Origin of the sequence: Comamonas kerstersii (assembly GCF_008801935.1) — a bacterium.
Lineage (GTDB): Bacteria > Pseudomonadota > Gammaproteobacteria > Burkholderiales > Burkholderiaceae_C > Comamonas > Comamonas kerstersii.
The window spans coordinates 272,056-289,434 of sequence record NZ_VZOT01000004.1 but is presented as its reverse complement, the minus strand read 5'-3'; the positions used below and the strand labels follow the sequence as shown (position 1 = coordinate 289,434).

Genomic DNA, 17,379 nt, shown 5'->3' with positions numbered 1-17,379 from the left:
CATCCAGCCGCCATGACTGAAGTAACGCAAAGCTCCATCTATATGCAACAAGCGCTTGACCTGGCCCGTCAAGCGCTTTTTCTATCCAACCCCAATCCGCGCGTGGGCTGCGTACTGGTGTCTGCGCAAGGGCAGGTCATCGGCCAGGGCTTTACCCAGCAGGCCGGCGGTCCGCATGCCGAGGTCATGGCGCTGCGCGACGCTGCAGCACAAGGCAATGACACCCGGGGGGCAACGGCCTATGTGACGCTGGAGCCCTGCTCCCACACCGGGCGCACCGGCCCTTGCTGCCATGCGCTGATCGAAGCGGGTATTGCCAAAGTGGTGTGCGCCATTACAGACCCCAACCCGCAGGTGGCAGGCCAGGGCTTTGCCAAGCTGCGCGCGGCAGGTGTACAGGTGGAAATGGATGATGCAGCGGGACAAGCCTGTCGCGAGCTGAACATTGGCTTCTTCAGCCGCATGGTGCGCGGCACGCCCTGGGTGCGCATGAAGGCCGCTACCTCGCTGGACGGGGTGACTGCTTTGCACAATGGCCAGAGCCAGTGGATCACCGGGCCCGCAGCCCGTGCGGATGGTCATGCCTGGCGTGCCCGGGCCTGCGCGATTCTGACGGGGATTGGCACCGTGCTGGAAGACAACCCCCGCCTGAATGTGCGTGAGGTGCAGACACCACGCCAGCCCAGGATTGTGGTGGTGGACAGCAAGCTGGACATGCCGCTGGATGCTCATGTTTTAAAAGCACCTGGCGCTTGTACTATCTACACTTCAAGCAAAAATGCACCGAAAACCCAGGCTTTGCAAGCGCTAGGCGCTACAGTTGTTGTAATGCCCAATGCTGCAGACAAAGTGGATCTGGCCGCCATGCTGCGCGATCTGGCAGCGCGCGGCACGAATGAGCTGCATGTAGAAGCAGGCTTTAAGCTCAACGGCTCCCTGATCCGCGAAGGCCTGGTCGATGAACTGCTGCTGTATATGGCCCCTAAACTGCTCGGCACAGGCGGCATGGGCATGGCCAACTTCGGGCCGCTGGATGCGCTGACGCAGGCCTTGCCGCTGCAATGGCATGATGTGCAGCGCATTGGCGATGATGTCCGCATCGTGGCCCGGGTTGCCGGGCGCGATCAGTTTTAGGACGACTTCGCCCAGCCCATCTGTTGCCTGCCTCTGCCATGCCATCCACAGCACCCACCCCCTACCCTGCTGGACTGCGTACTGCCGTGCGCGCCCTGCTGTGCATGCTGGCGTTGCTGCTGTCCGCCTGTGGCAGTCTGCCCTCCATGCCTGCGCGCACAGCCAGCCATGCGCTACCCCAGCCGCAGAGCACACCTTTAGGCCAGATGGTGCAGGCACAGCGCACAGCAGCAGACACGCCCTACGGCTCCGGCTTTGTGCTGCTGGGCGGGGCCGATGCTGCATTTGCCAGCCGCCTGGCCCTGGTGGAAGCGGCCACGCAGACGCTGGACCTGCAGTACTACGCCATCCATGCCGACCCCAGCACGGCACGCCTGCTGCACGCCATTGTGCAGGCGGCCCAGCGCGGGGTACGGGTGCGCATACTGCTGGATGACTTTCACAGCGCAGGCAAGAACGCACAGATCATGCGCATGGCCTTTGTGCCCGGCATTGAGATGCGCATGTTCAACCCGCTGACGGGGCCGCGTGGCTCCACCGTCATCCGCACGCTGACCACGCTTACTGACTTTCAGCGTGCCCAGCAGCGCATGCACAACAAGCTGTTTATTGCAGACAACAGCATTGGCATTGCGGGCGGACGCAATCTGGGTGATGCCTACTTTGATGCGCTGGACAGCGACAACTTCATTGATCTGGACATCATGGCTGCAGGCTTGGTCGTGCGCCAGCTGTCTGCCAGCTTTGACCGCTACTGGAATGATGCGCGCGCCTACCCGGTCAGTGCCCTGATTACAGAAAAAGAGCTGCTGCACCTCCAGAGCCTGCAGGAAGCTAGCACGCCTGGCACCAGCGCCACCAGCGCCGCCGAGCGCCGTATTGCCAGCCTGCCGCCACTGAATCTGCAAGCCGTAGACTGGATCTGGGCGCCTGCGCTGGTGCTGGCCGATGCACCCAGCAAGATTCCCGCACCGCCTGAAGACACTGCCGAAGCACAGACCACAGATACAGCAACGCAGGCGTTGATTCCCCACCTGCCAGACAGTCTGAGCACGCACAGCAGCTCCCCCAACCGCCAGGCGCTGCGCAATGTGCTGCAGCCTGTGGTGCAGCAGGACAATGTCATCAACGGCCTGCTGGCTCTGATTGACCAGGCGCAGCACGATGTGCTGATCGTCTCGCCCTACTTTGTGCCGGGCAAAGACATGAAAGCTGCCTTTGCGCGCGCGCTGGAGCGGGGCGTGCGACTGCGCATTCTGACCAATTCACTGGCTTCCAACGACGCGCCGCTGGCCCATGCAGGCTACGCGCGCCACCGGCGCGATCTGCTGCAGATGGGCGTGCAACTGTATGAACTGCGCAGCGTGCAAGGCGGCAAGATCGGCGTCGACAACCTGCGCACGGCCACACGCAAAATCACCGGCTCGCAAGGCCATTCGCGAGCCATGCTGCACTCCAAGATGCTGGTGCTGGACCACAAGCTCACCGTCATTGGCTCCATGAATCTGGACCAGCGCTCACAGCTGCAGAACACGGAAATTGCACTGCTCGTTGCCTCGCGCCAGCTGGCTGGTGAGGCAACGGAAAACATCGAAGCCAGCCTGCGCGAAGCAGCCTGGCTGCTGGAAGACACACCCGAAGGCCTGGTCTGGCGTGCGCCAGAAGACAGCGACTGGGGCGATCAGACCCGTGAGCCTGATGCCAGCCTGCCGCTGCGCATGATGATTCGCATCATCGGGCCGCTGGCCCCTGACCACCTGCTCTAGCGCTCCAATTGAGAGAGCTAGTAGCGCCCAGCCAGCGCCGAATCCAGAATCAAAGCAGCTTCAGGTGCCCGATTTTCGTACGCTGCAAGCTCCTGTTTCTGAAGCACGAACTCCACACCATAGCGCTCGCACTCCTGTTCCAGCCACTCTGCCACCAGATGCTGCTTGGTCAGCACACGCACGCTCTGAAAGGCGTTTTCCGCTTCGGGGTAACGACGGCGCATCAGGTTCAGCCATTGCTTCAGGCGCCCTCCACGCTGGTTGGGTGTCAGGTCACGGCACACCATCAACCAGAAGCGCTGCAGGTGCGGCAGCAGCTGGGCCCAGCTCACTGCGGGGGGCAATTCGGCAGGCACGGCCTCTGAGTGGGGAACTCCGTCCGCCACAGCCGCACGCACGGCCAGCGCCAGCCCGGGGTCTGCCACACTGCCACGACCCAGCATCAGATCACTGCAGCCCGACTGCTCCCGACAGCGCAGCGCATCCTGCACCGTCCATATTTCGCCATTGGCAATCACGGGCACGTTCACCACGGCCCTGATTTCCGGAATCAGCTCCCAGTACGCGGGTGGGCGGTAGCCCTCGACCTTGGTGCGTGCATGCACCACCAGTTCACAGGCCCCGTTTTCCACCATGGCCAGCGCACATTCACGCATCAGACTTTTGTCATTAAAACCCATGCGCATCTTGGCCGACACGGGCATGTGCGCAGGCACAGCCTTGCGCACCGCCGCCACCAGCCTGGCGATCGACTCAGGGTCTTGCAGCATGGAGGCGCCACCGCCGTGGCGGTTCACCGTCTTGGCCGGACAACCAAAATTCAGATCAATGCCTTCAGGATTCAGGCGTGCCAGATTGGCGGCATTGACGGCCATGTAGTCAGGATCAGACCCCAGCAGCTGTGCTCGCACGGGCACACCGGCCAAAGTCTTGCTGCCATTGAGCAGCTCGGGCATGAAGCTCAGAAACACGCGGTCTGGCAGGATGGAGCCGCTGACACGAATGAACTCCGAAACGCAGCGGTCCGCGCCCCCCACACGGGTGAGCACGTCACGCAGCACAAAATCAAGCAAGCCCTCCATCGGGGCCAGAAACAGTCGCATGGGATGGTGTCTGCACCGCTATCAGCAGTGCACATTTATAAGAAAAAATGGTTCCAGGGCAGATGCAGCAAGCGCTGGCAGCTATCAAAAAAGTGCCCATCTACCTCGCAGGCAGCCGCGTATTGTCGCAAGCACGCAGCTTTCCTGCCGGGTGTGTTCATCTTCCTGTCACAGCAATGGGGTGCAATCAGTGCATGTTCTTGCAACGCACTTCCAAAGCCCTGCTGGAACTGACGCCCGGTCAGCGCCAGCTCAGCCTGCGCGAGCGCTCCCTGCTGCTGCTTGCCGAAGGAACACCACGCCAGGTGCTGGAGCAGATGTATCACGGCCAGGCCAGGCTTCTTGTGGAGCAGCTGCTCGCCAATGGGTATCTGCAGACGATGGATGGCGCATCCTCTGCCCCTTCCAGAACCAGCCCCGCCCCCATGAGCCTGGCAGGCGTGCGCATGCACCTGTTTGATCTGTGCGAGCGCATGTTTGCCAATCGGCTGCATGACACGGCAGAGCAGCTGCGGCACATGCTGCGTGAGGCGCGCGATGTCGACAGCATGCTGCAGGCTCGTGAACATTTGCTGCGTGCGGTGCAGCTGTATGCCGGTGTAGAGCGCGCCGAAGCGCTGCGCAGGCAACTGGCAGACATGCTGCCCGAGCGCAGCCTGGACAATGCCTGAATGACGGCGCTACCGTGCTATTGCGCTGCCGCCAGTCGCCACAGCGAAGTCACTTCCGCCGCACGCGCAGCGTGCAAGGGGTCGCTCGCATCCTGCGCCTTGCCATGCACAGGTTTGGTGTCCATGCGATAGACCACATACAGGCCTGCATCCGCAATCCAGGCTTCCAGTTCTGCACGGCTGCGCAGTCCCAGGTGCTCGGCCAGGTCCGACAGAATCAGCCAGCCTTCACCTCCGGGCAGCAGATGCGCGCGCAAGCCATTCAGAAAACCGCGCAGCATGGCACTGTTGTCGTCATAAACCGCCTGCTCCAGCGTGGTCACGGCACGCGCAGGCACCCAGGGTGGGTTGCAGACAATCAGCCCGGCCTGCCCCTCTGGAAACAGATCGGTCTGCTGCAGCTGCACCTGCTCCTGCAGGCCCAGGCGCTGCAGATTGTCTTTCGCACAGGCCAGTGCACGTGGCGACATGTCGGTGGCAATCACTTGCTGCACACCGCGCTTGACCAGCACGGCAGACAGCACGCCAGTGCCCACGCCAATGTCAAAGGCCAGCGTCTTGCCTGCTTGAGGCAAAGGCGCATCTTTGACCATCTGCACATACTCACCACGCACGGGCGAAAACACCCCATAGTGCGGATAAATGCGCGCTTCCTTGCCCAGCACAGGCATGGCTACGCCCTTCTTGCGCCACTCATGTGCACCCACCACGCCCAGCAGCTCGCGCAGCGACACCACCTGCAGACCAGCATCCGCCGCAGGCTCACCCCAGGCCTCCACGCAGGCCTGGCGCCAGTCCGGCGCACGGCGCAGGGCGATGGCGTAATCAGGCTGCAGGACAATCAAAATACTGCTGAGCACACGGGCACGCTGGCCCTGGACCTGGCGGTGCAGGTGAAACGCCTGTGCCGGTGTCACTGGTGCAGCGGCCGCCGCCTTGGCTTTGCGTGCCTTGGCAGAGTGGCTGCGCGCGGGCTTGTCCAGACGGCGCTTGAGCGCTTCCATCAGATGGCGCGCGTTGTGGAAGTCTCCCACCCACAGCAGCCCTGTGCCTTCACATGCCATGCGATAGGCCGCGTCGGCAGGCACCGTATCGTCCACCACCTCCACACGCCTGGGGGCCTGCTGGCCGTTTTCACTGCGCCATGCAGCCTGGTAATCGATGCCCTGGTGTTGCCATTGCAGCATGCAGAAATTCCTCTCAGAGTCGGTGGGTGTAAATGCCGAGTATCGCGGCATCTGCGCAGCAGGTTTTCTGCATGTGCTTCATGCCTGTGCTGCGCACAAAAAAAAGCGGCCCACTTGCGTGGGCCGTTGCAGGCAGCGGTTTAGCTCAAGGAACGCTTTAAGCGAATTTCCTCGATCTTGATACTACCCACAGGCGTGGTCTTCGCCGTTGACATTTCACGTTTGAAGCCTGCCAGCTCATGGAAGCGCAGAGCGCGCTCATTGCGCAGAGGCACCCAGACGGTCACGTTGGTGCAGCCTTCTTCCAGCAGCCCCTCACGGGCAGCATCCCACAGCGTCACACCCACGCCCTTGTTCCAGTGCGAAGGGGCAGCGTAGATAGCCCAGATCTCACCGGTGGTCTGGCGGGATTTTTCGTCGCGGGAACGGTCAAAGCCAACGAAGCCGACGATCTTGTCACCGTCCATGGCGACCTGTACTTGAGGTTCACAATATTCAATCGCCTCACGCCAGTAAGCTTGGCGCTTCTCGACAGAAGACATGGCTTTCAATTGGTCGTCAGGCACGATGCCACGGTAGGCTTCCAAGGCAGAAGCAGTGTGGATTTGCGCAATCGCCTTCGCATCGCGAAGCGTTGCAGGACGAACCTGGTAGTTAGACATGGAAAAACCGAAACGAAAACTAGGTGTTGGAAACGAAAGTCGGCAATTGTCAGTGAAAACGTGAATTTCGCTTATGCCTAGTCGCTGTAGCCATTTAGGAAAGTACGGCTGTCTACGGGCTCTTGCCCGTAGAAAAAGGATGTGCTAGAGCCCTTTTTTCAGCAAAAGGGGGCGCACACCGCTGATTGCCAGCAGTGAAGCCATCGACGGTTTCCATGTCTAGGAAAAGCGTCGCAGGAGCGCCATGATGCGCTCAAACTTCGCCCCGTAAGGGGGATAGAGCCAGGATGCAGGGCTCCATTTTGCTTGTAAAAAGACCGACTTTTGGTGAGAAAAGCGTAAAAAGCCATGCTCACCGTGATATGCCCCCCATCCGCTGGCACCAACACCACCAAAAGGCAGGTTGTCATGTGCTACATGCATGAGGGTGTCATTCACCGTCACACCGCCTGAGACTGTGCGGCGCAGCACGCTGTCTCGCAGCTTCTCGTCATTGCCAAACCAGTACAGCGCCAGCGGCCGCTCTCCGGCGTTGATGGCATGAATCACGTCATCGAGATGCTCGTAACTGATCACAGGCAGCAGCGGCCCAAAGATCTCTTCACGCATGATGTCCATGCCCGAGTGCACATTCCACACCAGTGCAGGCGGCATCTGGCGCTGTGCGGCTTCCTTACCCCAGCTGGGCGCTGTGGCAGCACTGGCCAACTGTGCACCCTGCCCATCATCGAGCCACTGCACATAGGCACCCTGCGCTTCCGCCTGCTGCACCAGCACCCGCAGCCGTGCGTAGTGCTTGTGGTTGATGATGGCGGCGTAATCCGGGTTGCCCATGAAAGACGGGAACAGCTGCGCCACGGCCTTGGCATAGGCATCGCCAAAGGCCTGCTCCTGCCCCTTGGGCAGCAGCAGATAGTCCGGAGCAATACAGGTCTGCCCCGCATTGAGCAGCTTGCCGTGCGCAATGCGCAGCGCTGCCTGCTCCAGATCCGCATCACTGGCAACGATGCAGGGCGATTTACCCCCCAGCTCCAGCGTGGTGGGGGTGAGCTGCTGCGCCGCAGCGATGGCAACTTTACGCCCCACCGCCGTGGAGCCTGTGAACACCAGATGGTCAAACGGCAGACCAGAAAACTGGCTGGCCACCTGTGCATCGCCCTGCACCACGGCAAACTCATCGGGCGCAAAAAACTGGCCAATCACATGTGCCAGCTGGGCCGAAGTGTGCGGCGTGAGCTCACTGGGCTTGAGCATCACGCGGTTGCCAGCGGCCATGGCGGCAATGGCGGGGCCCAGAGCCAGCTGCAGCGGATAGTTCCAGGGCGAGATGATGCCTACCACCCCCAGCGGCTGGCGCTCGATGCGCGCCGAGGCAGGCAGCAGGTGCAGTGGTGTCCAGACCCGGCGCGGCTTCATCCAGCGTGCCAAGTGTCGCAAGGTATGGGTCAGCATGGTGCGTAGCACCATCAGATCGGCCATTTCCGTGAGCTGGGGTGAGCGCACGCCAAAGTCAGCCTGCACGGCAGCGGCCAGCGTCACACCATGCTCCTCAAGCAGCTTCTGGATGCGCAGCAAACGCTCGCGACGCACCACCAGAGGCACTTCCACTTGACGGCGGCTGGCTTGGTGCTGCTGATCAAACAAGGCGCGGAGATCGGTGTGATTCATAACTTGCATGGTAGAGGGGGACTGCGGGAAGCACGATAGGTTCCCACCCATGGTTGCACAACACGTGACAGGCGCACCATGTGTTCACACACGAGCTGCTCAGGCGCACACAGCGACAAAAAAGCAGGCACAGGGCCTGCTCTGGAACTCAAGGCTTAGCGAACTTCGCGTGGCTGTACATCGCTGACATCGTTGGCCATCTTGGGCAGGATGCCACCGCGCTTGCTGCCTGCTGCGGGGGTGAAGGGGGCTGCGTCACTGGCTTCTTCGCTGCTGTCCGCAGCTGCACCACGCATGCCACCAAATCCGCCAGCGCGCTGCGCCATGCTGGCCCAACTGGCTGCGCCACGCATGGGCATGACCCACGGAGTCACCGGCTGCCCTGTGAGCTTGGCCCACAGCGCACGCAATGCCCAGACGGCGGCCAAGATGCAAGCCACGGTCAAGAGACTCAGGAAGAACACCACACCAACCGCGAGCAGCACAAGGCGTACGGTCCAGCGGGTTACAGCATTCAAAAAGTCGTTCAAAGCTATGCCTTTCTATGCACACCCGGTGCCGGAGCACCGGATGCCGTGAGCTTAGCTGGCGCTGTCAGCGCTGGCCAAGCCAAATTTGAAGACGCCGGGCTCCAGCACAGGATCCACGGACACCTCGATGCGGCTCTTGGGCGGGAACTTGCCTTCCAGCAGCAGGCGCGAGAGCGGGTTCTCGATGCGCTGCTGAATCGCCCGCTTGAGCGGACGTGCGCCAAAGACCGGATCAAACCCTACTTTAGCCAATTCCGCCAAGGCAGCGTCGGTGACAACCATTTCCAGATCCATTTTTTCCAGACGCTGTTGCAACAAGCGCAACTGGATCTTGGCGATGGACGCAATGTTGGCGGCATCCAGCCCATGGAAGACCACGGTTTCGTCGATACGGTTCAGGAATTCGGGGCGGAAATTCAGTTTTAGTTCCCCCCAGACTGCTTCCTTGATCTCCTCATTGTCCTGACCCACCATCGCCTGGATGAGCTGCGAGCCAATGTTGCTGGTCATCACGATCACCGTGTTCTTGAAGTCCACGGTGCGGCCCTGGCCATCGGTCAGGCGGCCATCGTCCAGCACCTGCAGCAGCACGTTGAAGACGTCAGGGTGGGCTTTTTCCACCTCGTCGAGCAGCAGCACGCTGTAGGGCTTGCGGCGCACGGCTTCGGTCAGATAGCCGCCTTCTTCATAGCCCACATAGCCGGGAGGCGCACCAATCAGGCGTGCCACGCTATGCTTTTCCATGAATTCCGACATGTCGATGCGCACCAGATGCTCTTCGCTGTCGAACAGGAAACCTGCCAGCGCCTTGCACAGCTCGGTCTTGCCGACGCCAGTGGGGCCCAGGAACAGGAAGCTGCCCAACGGCTTGTTGGGATCTGCCAGACCCGAGCGCGAACGGCGGATGGCGTTGGAGACCGCGGAAATGGCTTCATCCTGCCCCACCACACGCTCGTGCAGCTTGTCTTCCATGTGCAGCAGCTTGTCTTTTTCGCCCTGCATCATCTTGGCCACCGGAATACCGGTCGCGCGGCTGACCACTTCGGCAATTTCTTCCGCGCCCACCTGGGTGCGCAGCAGGCGGTGCTTGGGGGCCTCGCCATCGGCCTCATTGGCCTGCGCTTCCTTGAGCTGTTTTTCCAGCGCAGGCAACTTGCCGTACTGCAGCTCGGCCACCTTGTTGAAGTCGCCCTTGCGCTTCAGATCTTCGATCTGCGTGCGTATGGCGTCCACTTCCTTGCGGATCTGCTCAGAGCCCAGGGCGCTGGCCTTTTCGGCCTTCCAGATTTCTTCCAGATCGGCGTACTCACGCTCCAGGCTTTCGAGCTCTTCCTCGATGAGCTGCAGGCGCTTTTGCGAAGCCTCGTCCTTTTCCTTCTTCATGGCCTCACGCTCGATCTTGAGCTGAATCATGCGGCGCTCAAGCTTGTCCATCTCCTCGGGCTTGGAGTCGATCTCGATCTTGATCTTGGCCGCCGCCTCGTCGATCAGGTCAATGGCCTTGTCAGGCAGGAAGCGGTCGGTGATGTAGCGGTGCGAGAGTTCGGCCGCAGCCACGATGGCAGGGTCGGTAATGTCCACGCCGTGGTGAGCTTCGTAGCGCACCTGCAGGCCGCGCAAAATGGCAATGGTGTCTTCCACCGAAGGCTCTTCCACCAGCACCTTCTGGAAACGGCGCTCCAGTGCGGCGTCTTTTTCGATGTACTTGCGGTATTCGTCCAGGGTGGTGGCGCCAATGCAGTGCAGCTCGCCACGTGCCAGCGCAGGCTTGAGCATATTGCCCGCGTCCATGGCACCTTCGGCCTTGCCTGCGCCGACCATGGTGTGGATTTCGTCGATGAACAAGATGATGCGGCCCTCTTCCTTGGCCACGTCATTGAGCACGGCTTTGAGGCGCTCTTCAAACTCACCGCGGTACTTGGCACCGGCCAGCAGGCCTGCCATGTCCAGCACCAGCACGCGCTTGTCCTTGAGGGTTTCAGGCACTTCGCCTTCCACAATGCGCTGTGCCAGACCTTCCACGATGGCGGTCTTGCCCACACCGGGTTCACCGATGAGCACGGGGTTGTTCTTGCTGCGGCGCTGCAGCACCTGAATGGCGCGGCGAATTTCGTCGTCACGGCCAATCACGGGGTCGAGCTTGCCCATGCGGGCGCGCTCGGTCAGGTCCAGCGTGTATTTCTTCAGGGCATCGCGCTGGCTTTCGCCTTCGGCGCTGTCCATGGTTTTGCCGCCGCGCACCAGGCTGATGGCAGCTTCCATGGCCTTGCGGTTCAGGCCGTTGTCCTTGGCAATCTTGGCCGCCTTGGTGTCGCTGTCTGCCAGCGCCAGCAGGAACAGCTCGCTGGCAATGAACTGGTCGCCACGCTTGATGGCTTCTTTTTCCGTGGCCTGCAGCAGCTTGGCCAGATCGGGGCCGACCTGCACTTGGTCTTGCCCTGTCACCTGGGGCAGCTGCTTGACGGCGTTTTCCACCGCCGTGCTCATGGCGGCCACATTCGCGCCTGCACGCTCGAGCAAGGCCTTGGGGCCATCGTTCTGGCGCAGCATGGCAGCCAGCAGGTGCAGGGGGTCGATATAGGCGTGATCGTTGCCCAGGGCCAGGCTCTGGGCGTCGCTCAATGCCTCTTGGAATTTGGTGGTGAGTTTGTCGATGCGCATATTAATTGTGTCCTTATCTGTTATTCGTTTGCTGATAAGCAGTTCAGGGCTTTGGCACAGTTTTCAAGATATAACAAGCCATGCATCTGCACTTTTTTCATCACCTTGGCAGCCAGCATGCCGATTGCGCCGCTTGCACAAAGTTCCTTGCAATGATTTGAAGTGTGTCTTCAAGCGCATTGAATGCCAAGGCCACCCGCTGCTTCTAGACTGAGTGCCTCTTCCGAACTGCAACCGTACCTATGCCATCCCACACCACCACGCGCTACACCCTCACTGCCATGGCTCTGCACTGGCTGCTGGCCCTTGGCTTGATTGGTTTGCTGGTTTTTGGCTGGTACATGGTGGGGCTGCCGTTTTCGCCCACCAAGCTCAAGTACTACAACTGGCACAAATGGGCGGGCATGACCATTTTGGCCCTGAGTGCGCTGCGCCTGCTGTGGCGCATCACGCACCGCCCGCCTGCCCTGCCTGCCCGCATCACCAGCCTCATGCCGCGCTGGCAACAGGTGGCACACCACGGTGTACACCACCTGATGTATGTGCTGTTTTTTGCCGTGCCGCTGCTGGGCTGGGCCTACAGCTCGGCCGCAGGTTTTCCGGTCGTGTGGTTTGGCGTATGGCAGCTGCCTGATCTGGTGGCCGCCAGCCCTGAGCTGGCCGAAACCATCAAGCCATGGCACATGATCGCGGCCTACACCCTGGCCGTGCTCATCGTGCTGCACGTAGCGGCCGCCCTGAAGCACCAGCTGGTCGACCGCGATGGCCTGCTGCAGCGCATGCTGCCTGGCCGCGACGGATCACGATGATGGAATATTTGTTTGCCAAGCGTCACAAGGAGACTTCCATGACCTTCACCACCACCTTCCGCACCCTGAGCTTTGCCAGCCTGGCCCTGCTGGGCACGGCTGCCATGGCCCAGCAGGCCGTACTGCCTGCACAAAGCAGCATTGAGTTCACTGCCAAACAGCTGGGCGTGCCGCTCAAAGGCCATTTCAAGCAATTTGAAGCGCAGCTGCAGTTTGATGTGGCCAAGCCCGAAACCAGCAAGATTGTGTTCACCGTGGACACGGGCAGCGCCACTATGGGCAGCAAGGAGACCGACAGCAATCTGCTGAGTGCCGACTGGTTCAATGTGGGCCAGTTCCCCAAGGCCACGTTTGACTCCACTGCCGTCAAGGCGCTGGGCGATGGCAAGTACCAGATTGACGGCACGCTCACTATCAAGGGCCAGAGCCAGCCAGTCTCCGTACCGGTGACGCTGACGCAATCTGGCGACATCACCACCGCCACCGGCAGCTTGCCGCTGCAGCGCCTGTCCTTCAAGATTGGCGATGGCGACTGGGCGGACACCTCCATGGTCGCCAATGAGGTCAACGTCCAGTTCAAGCTGGCACTGACGGGCATTGGCAAGCTCTGATTCTGTTTTCATAGCTGCTTGCGCTGTATTTGCACCATTTCAAAGCCATATCACTTTGAAAATAAGCAATCACAAGCGCTGGCAGCTCCTTATTTCAAAGCACGTTCACTGAACTTCAAGGAGATCTTCATGCGCACTACTCTGTTGACCCTGACCGCCGCTGGTCTGTTTGCCACCGCCGCACACGCTGCCCCTGCGAACTACACCATCGACCCCACACACACCTTCGCCACGTTCGAGATCGACCACTTTGGCGCATCCACCAACCGTGCACGCTTTGACGACATTGGCGGCACTGTGGCTTTCGACAAGGCTGGCAAGAACGGCAAGGTAGAAGTGGTGCTGAAAACCGCATCCGTGAACTCCGGCACTGCCGCGTTCGACAAGCACCTCAAGAGCGCCGACATCTTTAACGTGGAGCAGTTCCCTGAAGCCAAGTTTGTCTCTGACAAGTTTGTGTTTGACGGCGACAAGCTCAAGGAAGTGACCGGCCAGCTGACCATGAACGGCCAGACCCACCCCGTGACCATCCAGGCCAACAAGTTCACCTGCTATGACAGCCCCATGCTCAAGACAGAAGTCTGCGGCGGTGACTTTGAAACCACCATCGACCGCACCCAGTGGGGCGTGAACTACGGCGTCGACTGGGGCTTCCCCAAGAACGTGCGACTGGTGCTGCAGATGGAAGCCGTGAAGCAACCTTAAGCGACACCTGCCACAAACAAAACGGGCCTGCATGCAGGCCCGTTTTTCATAGGCTGCGTGCAACCGTATTTACGGCTGCCAGCGCGCCAGTGCTTCTTCGTCGCTGACGCGCGCATCCACCCAACGCGCGCCTTCGGGCGTCTGCTCTTTCTTCCAGAAAGGGGCTTCGGACTTGAGGTAGTCCATGATGAATTCGCAGGCCTGAAAGCTCATGCCACGGTGGGCCGATGTCACACCCACAAACACAATCTGGTCCATGGGCTGCAGCGGGCCAATGCGGTGAATCACCTTGGCGGCATGGATGCCAAAGCGCTCGGTGGCGCGTTCAATAATGGCCTCAATGCTTTTTTCGGTCATGCCGGGGTAGTGCTCCAGCTCCATGGCCGAGACACTGGCTCCCTCATTGCGGTCACGCACCGTGCCCACAAAGCAGCACACTGCGCCCACGCGCGCATCGCCTGCACGCAGGGCGGCCAGTTCGGCAGAAACATCGAAATCTTGGGTCTGGATCAAAACGCGAGGGGCAGTCATGGACACGATTGTCGCAGCAGGTGATGGAGTACATGCCCACATGCGCATGAAAGCCTGCACTAACGCGCTAGGATTGTCGCCCACTAGAAATTACGGAGACGAAATTTTTTTCGCTTGTATGGCCACTCAAACCATTGATACCCCTGAGTACATCCTGTACCCCTCTCCGCGCAACGAACACCGCGTAGTGTTCGAGCACCAATGCTTTGTCTCCGATGCCTACGCCCTCATCCACCTGCCGGACTATGACTTTGACGGCAAGGCCACGCTGTTTGCGGCCCACCGCAAGGCCGATGGCAAAAACGGGCAGCTGGTGACCTGTGAGCTGGAAATTGACATCCTGCGCTTTGAGCGCCTGTACGACCACGAATAAGCAGCTGCACCATGGATGACACCAGCCAGATTCAGCCCCCCGAGAGCTTTGCCAGCCTGTTCCGCAGCCGCGCCGGGGTGCTGAAGACGCCGATTGCCGAGGTCGTCGCGCGCTACGAGCTGTGCGAAGACCTGGCCTGCCACCTGGTGGAACAGGCGCAGACGCTGTACCACAGCGGCAATTCCAGCGAAGAGGGCATTTTGCTGGGTTTTCATGCGGCGCTGTCTGCCGAAGGTGGCCCCGTCACCCCAGCCGAAGCGGGCTGGGTCATCCAGCGCTTGGCAGAGCTGCTGGAGTGGCCTACACCACAGTTGCCCGCATTGCAGGACCAAGCATAAAACAGCCTCCAGCGCTTGCCCCTTCTACGCTGCATGCTCTCTAAAAAGCAGGCTCTGCCTGTCAGTCATCGCGCACAGACATGGGCGCCTCTGACCGTCCATCCCCAGCCGCTCATCGGGTTACGCTATCCCTTCGAACGGTCAGCAAGCGCTGACCGCCCTTGTTTTTACGATGTAAGGAGGCGGTATGAACAAAGACCAAATCACCGGCACGATCAAGGAAACCGTAGGCAAAGTGCAGCAAAAGACCGGCGAGCTGATCGACAGCCCCGAGCAACAGGCCAAGGGCTTGGCCAAACAGGCGGAAGGGCTGGCCCAGCAGAAAGTGGGCGACGTCAAAGAAGCGGCGAAAGATGCCGCTGATGCCGTGAAGAAGCGCATCTGACGCATCCCTCGGAGCCCTCATCCCGTACAGGAGCGCTTGCTGCGCTCCTTTTTTATGGGTATTGACTGCTGCCCCCAACCCAATGTCTAGAAAACCCTCACCACAGCATGCTTGCTGCGCGGCACCCCAACGCCTGTCGATGTACTCGATTAAGCTACCTATCGATCGGTAGCTTTTTTATTCCATCTCACCCAAGCGTTTGTCAATGGCGCTGGGGCGCACCCACTCTCTCATGCCTTCCCCTTCCATTTCTCTGGGCCTCATCGCGGTTTCGCTAGGCCTGATCACCCTCATCGGCCCTGCGTCGATCGATATGTACCTGCCTTTTATCCCTGCCATGGCGCAGGAGCTGGGCACTGACTACGCCGCCATGCAGCTGACGCTGGCCGTGTTTTTGGTGGCGCTTGGCGCTGGGCAGCTAATCTGCGGCCCGCTGATTGATGCCTATGGCCGTCGCCGCCCTTTGCTGACCGCCTTGTTCGTGTTTGCACTGGCCTCCTTGGGGGCAGCCTACGCCTACAACCTGCCCGTGCTGCTGCTGGCGCGTGCAGTGCAAGGCCTGGCCGCCTCCTTGGTGCTGGTGACCGCCATGAGCACGGTGCGCGATGTGACCGAAGGCGCCGACGCCGCCAAACTGTTTGCCATGCTGATGACCATCCAAGGCGTAGGCCCTGTGCTGGCACCTGCTGCAGGCGGTTTGATTGGCAGTGCTTTTGGCTGGCGCGGGGTGTTCATTGCGCTGGCGATGCTGGGCTGTATGGCGACCATTAACTCGGCCATCCACCTGAAGGAAACCCTGCCGCCTGCCGCACGCAGCTCTTTGCGCCCGGGAGAGGTGCTGCGCACCTATGCCGCCATCATGCAAGACCAGCGCTTTGTGCTGGCGGGGCTGACCTTGTCTGCCGCTTTTGTCTTTATCTTTGTCTATGTGGGCGGCGCAGCCTACGTCTATCAGACGCATTACGGTCTGTCGCCGCGTGACTTTGGTTTTGTCTTTGGGGGTACGGGCATCGCCGTATTCATAGGCGCAGCCGCCACAGCCAAACTGGTCGCGCGCTTTCGTACCGAACAATTGGCCATCGCTGGCTTGACCTGCTTGGCCGTCGGCGCGCTGGTAGGGCTGGTGTCTGCCCTCACGGCCATTGGCTTGCCCGGCATCATCGCTGGCTTTTTCATTGCCTTGGCGGGTGTGGGCATGGCAGAGGCCATGCTGATGTCCATGGCCTTGTCGCTGCGCAGCACCGCACTGGGTGCCAGCGCCGCCCTCTTGGGGGCCGTACCTTTGCTGCTGGGTGCAGCCATCACCCCGGTGGCAGCCATTGCTGCAAAACACAACGCCGCCACATGGCTGGGTTTGATCTTTGCCGTGGGGGTCATCGCCGTGGCTTTGAGCGTACGCACCGCCCGCATGATCGTTCAGTCCGGCGTGACGGTGAGCCACGCACACTAACGCACGACACCATCCCTACATCTACCACGGAGGCCATTGGCTATGAGCAAACACTCCCCCGCCCTGCAGCGCATTTGCACCGCTGCCATGAGCCACTTTGCAGAGCATGGCTATGACGGTGCATCGCTCAGCGCGATTGCCGACCTGGTAGGCATCCGCAAAGCGTCGCTGTACTCCCACGTGGCAGGTAAAGACGCTTTGTTTGTGCTGTGCTTGGAAGAAGCAATTGCCGCTGAAAAAGACTTTGCCACGCAGATGCTCTCTGCGCCTGTGGACGCCGACGGCCCAGGCGCAGCCTACGCCCGGGCGCTGGGGGAGCGCTATGAAAACTCTGCCCACATGCGCTTCATGCTGCGCGCAGCGTTCTTGCCTCCACAGCAGCACCGCGCCAGCATTGCCGTGCTGTTTGAAAGCTTGGGGGACTTGGTGCGCCAGCATTACTTGCACCAAATGCATGCCACCTATGGCCAGCACTTCAGCGCGGCTGAAACCGACCGCTATGCCGATGCCTACCAAGGCATTGTGGAGAGCCTGTGCGTGGAGCTGCAATACGCCGGCCGTGCCCAGATGCAGCGGCGCTACACGGCCATGTGGGGAATATTGAGCGACTCACTGGCCTTGCACAGCAAGGCGGTTCCTGCCCGCTAAGCGCCGAAGCGGCGCATGTCCGCACCCCATAACAAAGCCCATCGGCAAGCAGATGGGCTTTGTTATGGGGGCTAGGCCGTGTTCACATCAACATTGGGTTCGCTGCCCCTGATTATGGAGATCACAAATGGGGTTGAAGGCTTGGGG

Annotated in this window: 18 protein-coding genes; 11 read left to right on the top strand and 7 right to left on the bottom strand. The window is 60.7% G+C overall.

Annotated elements, in window-relative coordinates; all coding sequences use genetic code 11:
* Nucleotides 1-12 precede the first annotated feature (12 nt).
* On the top strand, nucleotides 13-1,134 hold the full coding sequence (gene ribD / locus F7P80_RS08660) for a bifunctional diaminohydroxyphosphoribosylaminopyrimidine deaminase/5-amino-6-(5-phosphoribosylamino)uracil reductase RibD (RefSeq protein ID WP_151044039.1): 1,122 nt from the start codon (nucleotides 13-15) through the stop codon (nucleotides 1,132-1,134).
* Nucleotides 1,135-1,172: 38 nt separating this feature from the next.
* A complete protein-coding gene (locus F7P80_RS08655) occupies nucleotides 1,173-2,900 on the top strand; it encodes a phospholipase D-like domain-containing protein (RefSeq protein ID WP_170265353.1) in 1,728 nt (575 codons plus the stop codon).
* 17 nt (nucleotides 2,901-2,917) lie between these two features.
* On the opposite strand, the gene F7P80_RS08650 is transcribed toward F7P80_RS08655, so the two are convergent.
* Nucleotides 2,918-4,003 (bottom strand): tRNA dihydrouridine synthase, encoded by a 1,086-nt coding sequence (locus tag F7P80_RS08650; RefSeq protein ID WP_151044036.1) that lies wholly within the window; start codon nucleotides 4,001-4,003, stop codon nucleotides 2,918-2,920.
* Between the two features lie 194 nt (nucleotides 4,004-4,197).
* Between F7P80_RS08650 and F7P80_RS08645 the strand changes: the two genes are divergently transcribed.
* A complete protein-coding gene (locus tag F7P80_RS08645; RefSeq protein WP_054066816.1) occupies nucleotides 4,198-4,674 on the top strand; it encodes a hypothetical protein in 477 nt (158 codons plus the stop codon).
* Between the two features lie 17 nt (nucleotides 4,675-4,691).
* Here F7P80_RS08645 and F7P80_RS08640 read toward each other — a convergent pair whose 3' ends face one another.
* The 5 genes from F7P80_RS08640 to clpB all read right to left on the bottom strand — a co-directional run bounded on the left by F7P80_RS08640 (nucleotide 4,692) and on the right by clpB (nucleotide 11,382).
* A complete protein-coding gene (locus tag F7P80_RS08640) occupies nucleotides 4,692-5,861 on the bottom strand; it encodes a methyltransferase (protein ID WP_151044033.1) in 1,170 nt (389 codons plus the stop codon).
* 140 nt (nucleotides 5,862-6,001) lie between these two features.
* A complete protein-coding gene (locus F7P80_RS08635; protein WP_077345190.1) occupies nucleotides 6,002-6,523 on the bottom strand; it encodes a GNAT family N-acetyltransferase in 522 nt (173 codons plus the stop codon).
* Between the two features lie 219 nt (nucleotides 6,524-6,742).
* Nucleotides 6,743-8,191, bottom strand: coding sequence for a coniferyl aldehyde dehydrogenase (locus F7P80_RS08630; protein ID WP_054066784.1), 1,449 nt, complete (start codon nucleotides 8,189-8,191; stop codon nucleotides 6,743-6,745).
* Between the two features lie 155 nt (nucleotides 8,192-8,346).
* The gene (locus F7P80_RS08625; protein ID WP_077345189.1) at nucleotides 8,347-8,721 is read right to left on the bottom strand and encodes a hypothetical protein; all 375 of its coding nucleotides are present in this window, start codon (nucleotides 8,719-8,721) and stop codon (nucleotides 8,347-8,349) included.
* A gap of 51 nt (nucleotides 8,722-8,772) precedes the next feature.
* Nucleotides 8,773-11,382 (bottom strand): ATP-dependent chaperone ClpB, encoded by a 2,610-nt coding sequence (gene clpB, locus F7P80_RS08620; protein ID WP_054066786.1) that lies wholly within the window; start codon nucleotides 11,380-11,382, stop codon nucleotides 8,773-8,775.
* A 242-nt stretch (nucleotides 11,383-11,624) separates the two neighbouring features.
* Here clpB and F7P80_RS08615 point away from each other — a divergent pair, with 242 nt between their 5' ends.
* The 3 genes from F7P80_RS08615 to F7P80_RS08605 all read left to right on the top strand — a co-directional run bounded on the left by F7P80_RS08615 (nucleotide 11,625) and on the right by F7P80_RS08605 (nucleotide 13,507).
* Nucleotides 11,625-12,191: a cytochrome b gene (locus F7P80_RS08615; RefSeq protein ID WP_151044030.1), complete on the top strand. Its 567-nt coding sequence runs from the start codon at nucleotides 11,625-11,627 to the stop codon at nucleotides 12,189-12,191.
* Nucleotides 12,192-12,229: 38 nt separating this feature from the next.
* A complete protein-coding gene (locus F7P80_RS08610) occupies nucleotides 12,230-12,802 on the top strand; it encodes a YceI family protein (protein WP_077345222.1) in 573 nt (190 codons plus the stop codon).
* Nucleotides 12,803-12,931: 129 nt separating this feature from the next.
* Nucleotides 12,932-13,507, top strand: coding sequence for a YceI family protein (locus F7P80_RS08605; RefSeq protein ID WP_151044027.1), 576 nt, complete (start codon nucleotides 12,932-12,934; stop codon nucleotides 13,505-13,507).
* A 69-nt stretch (nucleotides 13,508-13,576) separates the two neighbouring features.
* Here the strand turns inward: F7P80_RS08605 and moaE are convergent, their stop codons facing one another.
* Nucleotides 13,577-14,038, bottom strand: coding sequence for a molybdopterin synthase catalytic subunit MoaE (gene moaE, locus F7P80_RS08600; protein ID WP_054066788.1), 462 nt, complete (start codon nucleotides 14,036-14,038; stop codon nucleotides 13,577-13,579).
* 118 nt (nucleotides 14,039-14,156) lie between these two features.
* Here moaE and F7P80_RS08595 point away from each other — a divergent pair, with 118 nt between their 5' ends.
* The 5 genes from F7P80_RS08595 to F7P80_RS08575 all read left to right on the top strand — a co-directional run bounded on the left by F7P80_RS08595 (nucleotide 14,157) and on the right by F7P80_RS08575 (nucleotide 17,232).
* Entirely contained in the window at nucleotides 14,157-14,411 is a 255-nt protein-coding gene (locus F7P80_RS08595) for a hypothetical protein (protein ID WP_151044024.1), read from the top strand.
* An 11-nt stretch (nucleotides 14,412-14,422) separates the two neighbouring features.
* Complete coding sequence (locus F7P80_RS08590; RefSeq protein ID WP_151044021.1) at nucleotides 14,423-14,749, top strand: hypothetical protein; 327 nt, start codon at nucleotides 14,423-14,425, stop codon at nucleotides 14,747-14,749.
* Between the two features lie 187 nt (nucleotides 14,750-14,936).
* Nucleotides 14,937-15,134 carry a CsbD family protein gene (locus F7P80_RS08585; protein ID WP_054066791.1) on the top strand — a complete coding sequence of 66 codons (198 nt, stop codon included), beginning with the start codon at nucleotides 14,937-14,939 and terminating at the stop codon, nucleotides 15,132-15,134.
* A 232-nt stretch (nucleotides 15,135-15,366) separates the two neighbouring features.
* Nucleotides 15,367-16,584, top strand: coding sequence for a multidrug effflux MFS transporter (locus F7P80_RS08580; RefSeq protein ID WP_054066820.1), 1,218 nt, complete (start codon nucleotides 15,367-15,369; stop codon nucleotides 16,582-16,584).
* 42 nt (nucleotides 16,585-16,626) lie between these two features.
* The gene (locus F7P80_RS08575; RefSeq protein ID WP_151044018.1) at nucleotides 16,627-17,232 is read left to right on the top strand and encodes a TetR/AcrR family transcriptional regulator; all 606 of its coding nucleotides are present in this window, start codon (nucleotides 16,627-16,629) and stop codon (nucleotides 17,230-17,232) included.
* The last annotated feature ends 147 nt before the right edge of the window (nucleotides 17,233-17,379 follow it).

Bases quoted from the DNA above. Each gene is read 5' to 3' on its own strand.
- ribD (WP_151044039.1), top strand. From the start codon at position 13: ATGACTGAAGTAACGCAAAGCTCCATCTATATGCAACAAGCGCTTGAC.
- F7P80_RS08655 (WP_170265353.1), top strand. From the start codon at position 1,173: ATGCCATCCACAGCACCCACCCCCTACCCTGCTGGACTGCGTACTGCC.
- F7P80_RS08650 (WP_151044036.1), bottom strand. From the start codon at position 4,003: ATGCGACTGTTTCTGGCCCCGATGGAGGGCTTGCTTGATTTTGTGCTG.
- F7P80_RS08645 (WP_054066816.1), top strand. From the start codon at position 4,198: ATGTTCTTGCAACGCACTTCCAAAGCCCTGCTGGAACTGACGCCCGGT.
- F7P80_RS08640 (WP_151044033.1), bottom strand. From the start codon at position 5,861: ATGCTGCAATGGCAACACCAGGGCATCGATTACCAGGCTGCATGGCGC.
- F7P80_RS08635 (WP_077345190.1), bottom strand. From the start codon at position 6,523: ATGTCTAACTACCAGGTTCGTCCTGCAACGCTTCGCGATGCGAAGGCG.
- F7P80_RS08630 (WP_054066784.1), bottom strand. From the start codon at position 8,191: ATGAATCACACCGATCTCCGCGCCTTGTTTGATCAGCAGCACCAAGCC.
- clpB (WP_054066786.1), bottom strand. From the start codon at position 11,382: ATGCGCATCGACAAACTCACCACCAAATTCCAAGAGGCATTGAGCGAC.
- F7P80_RS08615 (WP_151044030.1), top strand. From the start codon at position 11,625: ATGCCATCCCACACCACCACGCGCTACACCCTCACTGCCATGGCTCTG.
- F7P80_RS08610 (WP_077345222.1), top strand. From the start codon at position 12,230: ATGACCTTCACCACCACCTTCCGCACCCTGAGCTTTGCCAGCCTGGCC.
- F7P80_RS08605 (WP_151044027.1), top strand. From the start codon at position 12,932: ATGCGCACTACTCTGTTGACCCTGACCGCCGCTGGTCTGTTTGCCACC.
- moaE (WP_054066788.1), bottom strand. From the start codon at position 14,038: ATGACTGCCCCTCGCGTTTTGATCCAGACCCAAGATTTCGATGTTTCT.
- F7P80_RS08595 (WP_151044024.1), top strand. From the start codon at position 14,157: ATGGCCACTCAAACCATTGATACCCCTGAGTACATCCTGTACCCCTCT.
- F7P80_RS08590 (WP_151044021.1), top strand. From the start codon at position 14,423: ATGGATGACACCAGCCAGATTCAGCCCCCCGAGAGCTTTGCCAGCCTG.
- F7P80_RS08585 (WP_054066791.1), top strand. From the start codon at position 14,937: ATGAACAAAGACCAAATCACCGGCACGATCAAGGAAACCGTAGGCAAA.
- F7P80_RS08580 (WP_054066820.1), top strand. From the start codon at position 15,367: ATGCCTTCCCCTTCCATTTCTCTGGGCCTCATCGCGGTTTCGCTAGGC.
- F7P80_RS08575 (WP_151044018.1), top strand. From the start codon at position 16,627: ATGAGCAAACACTCCCCCGCCCTGCAGCGCATTTGCACCGCTGCCATG.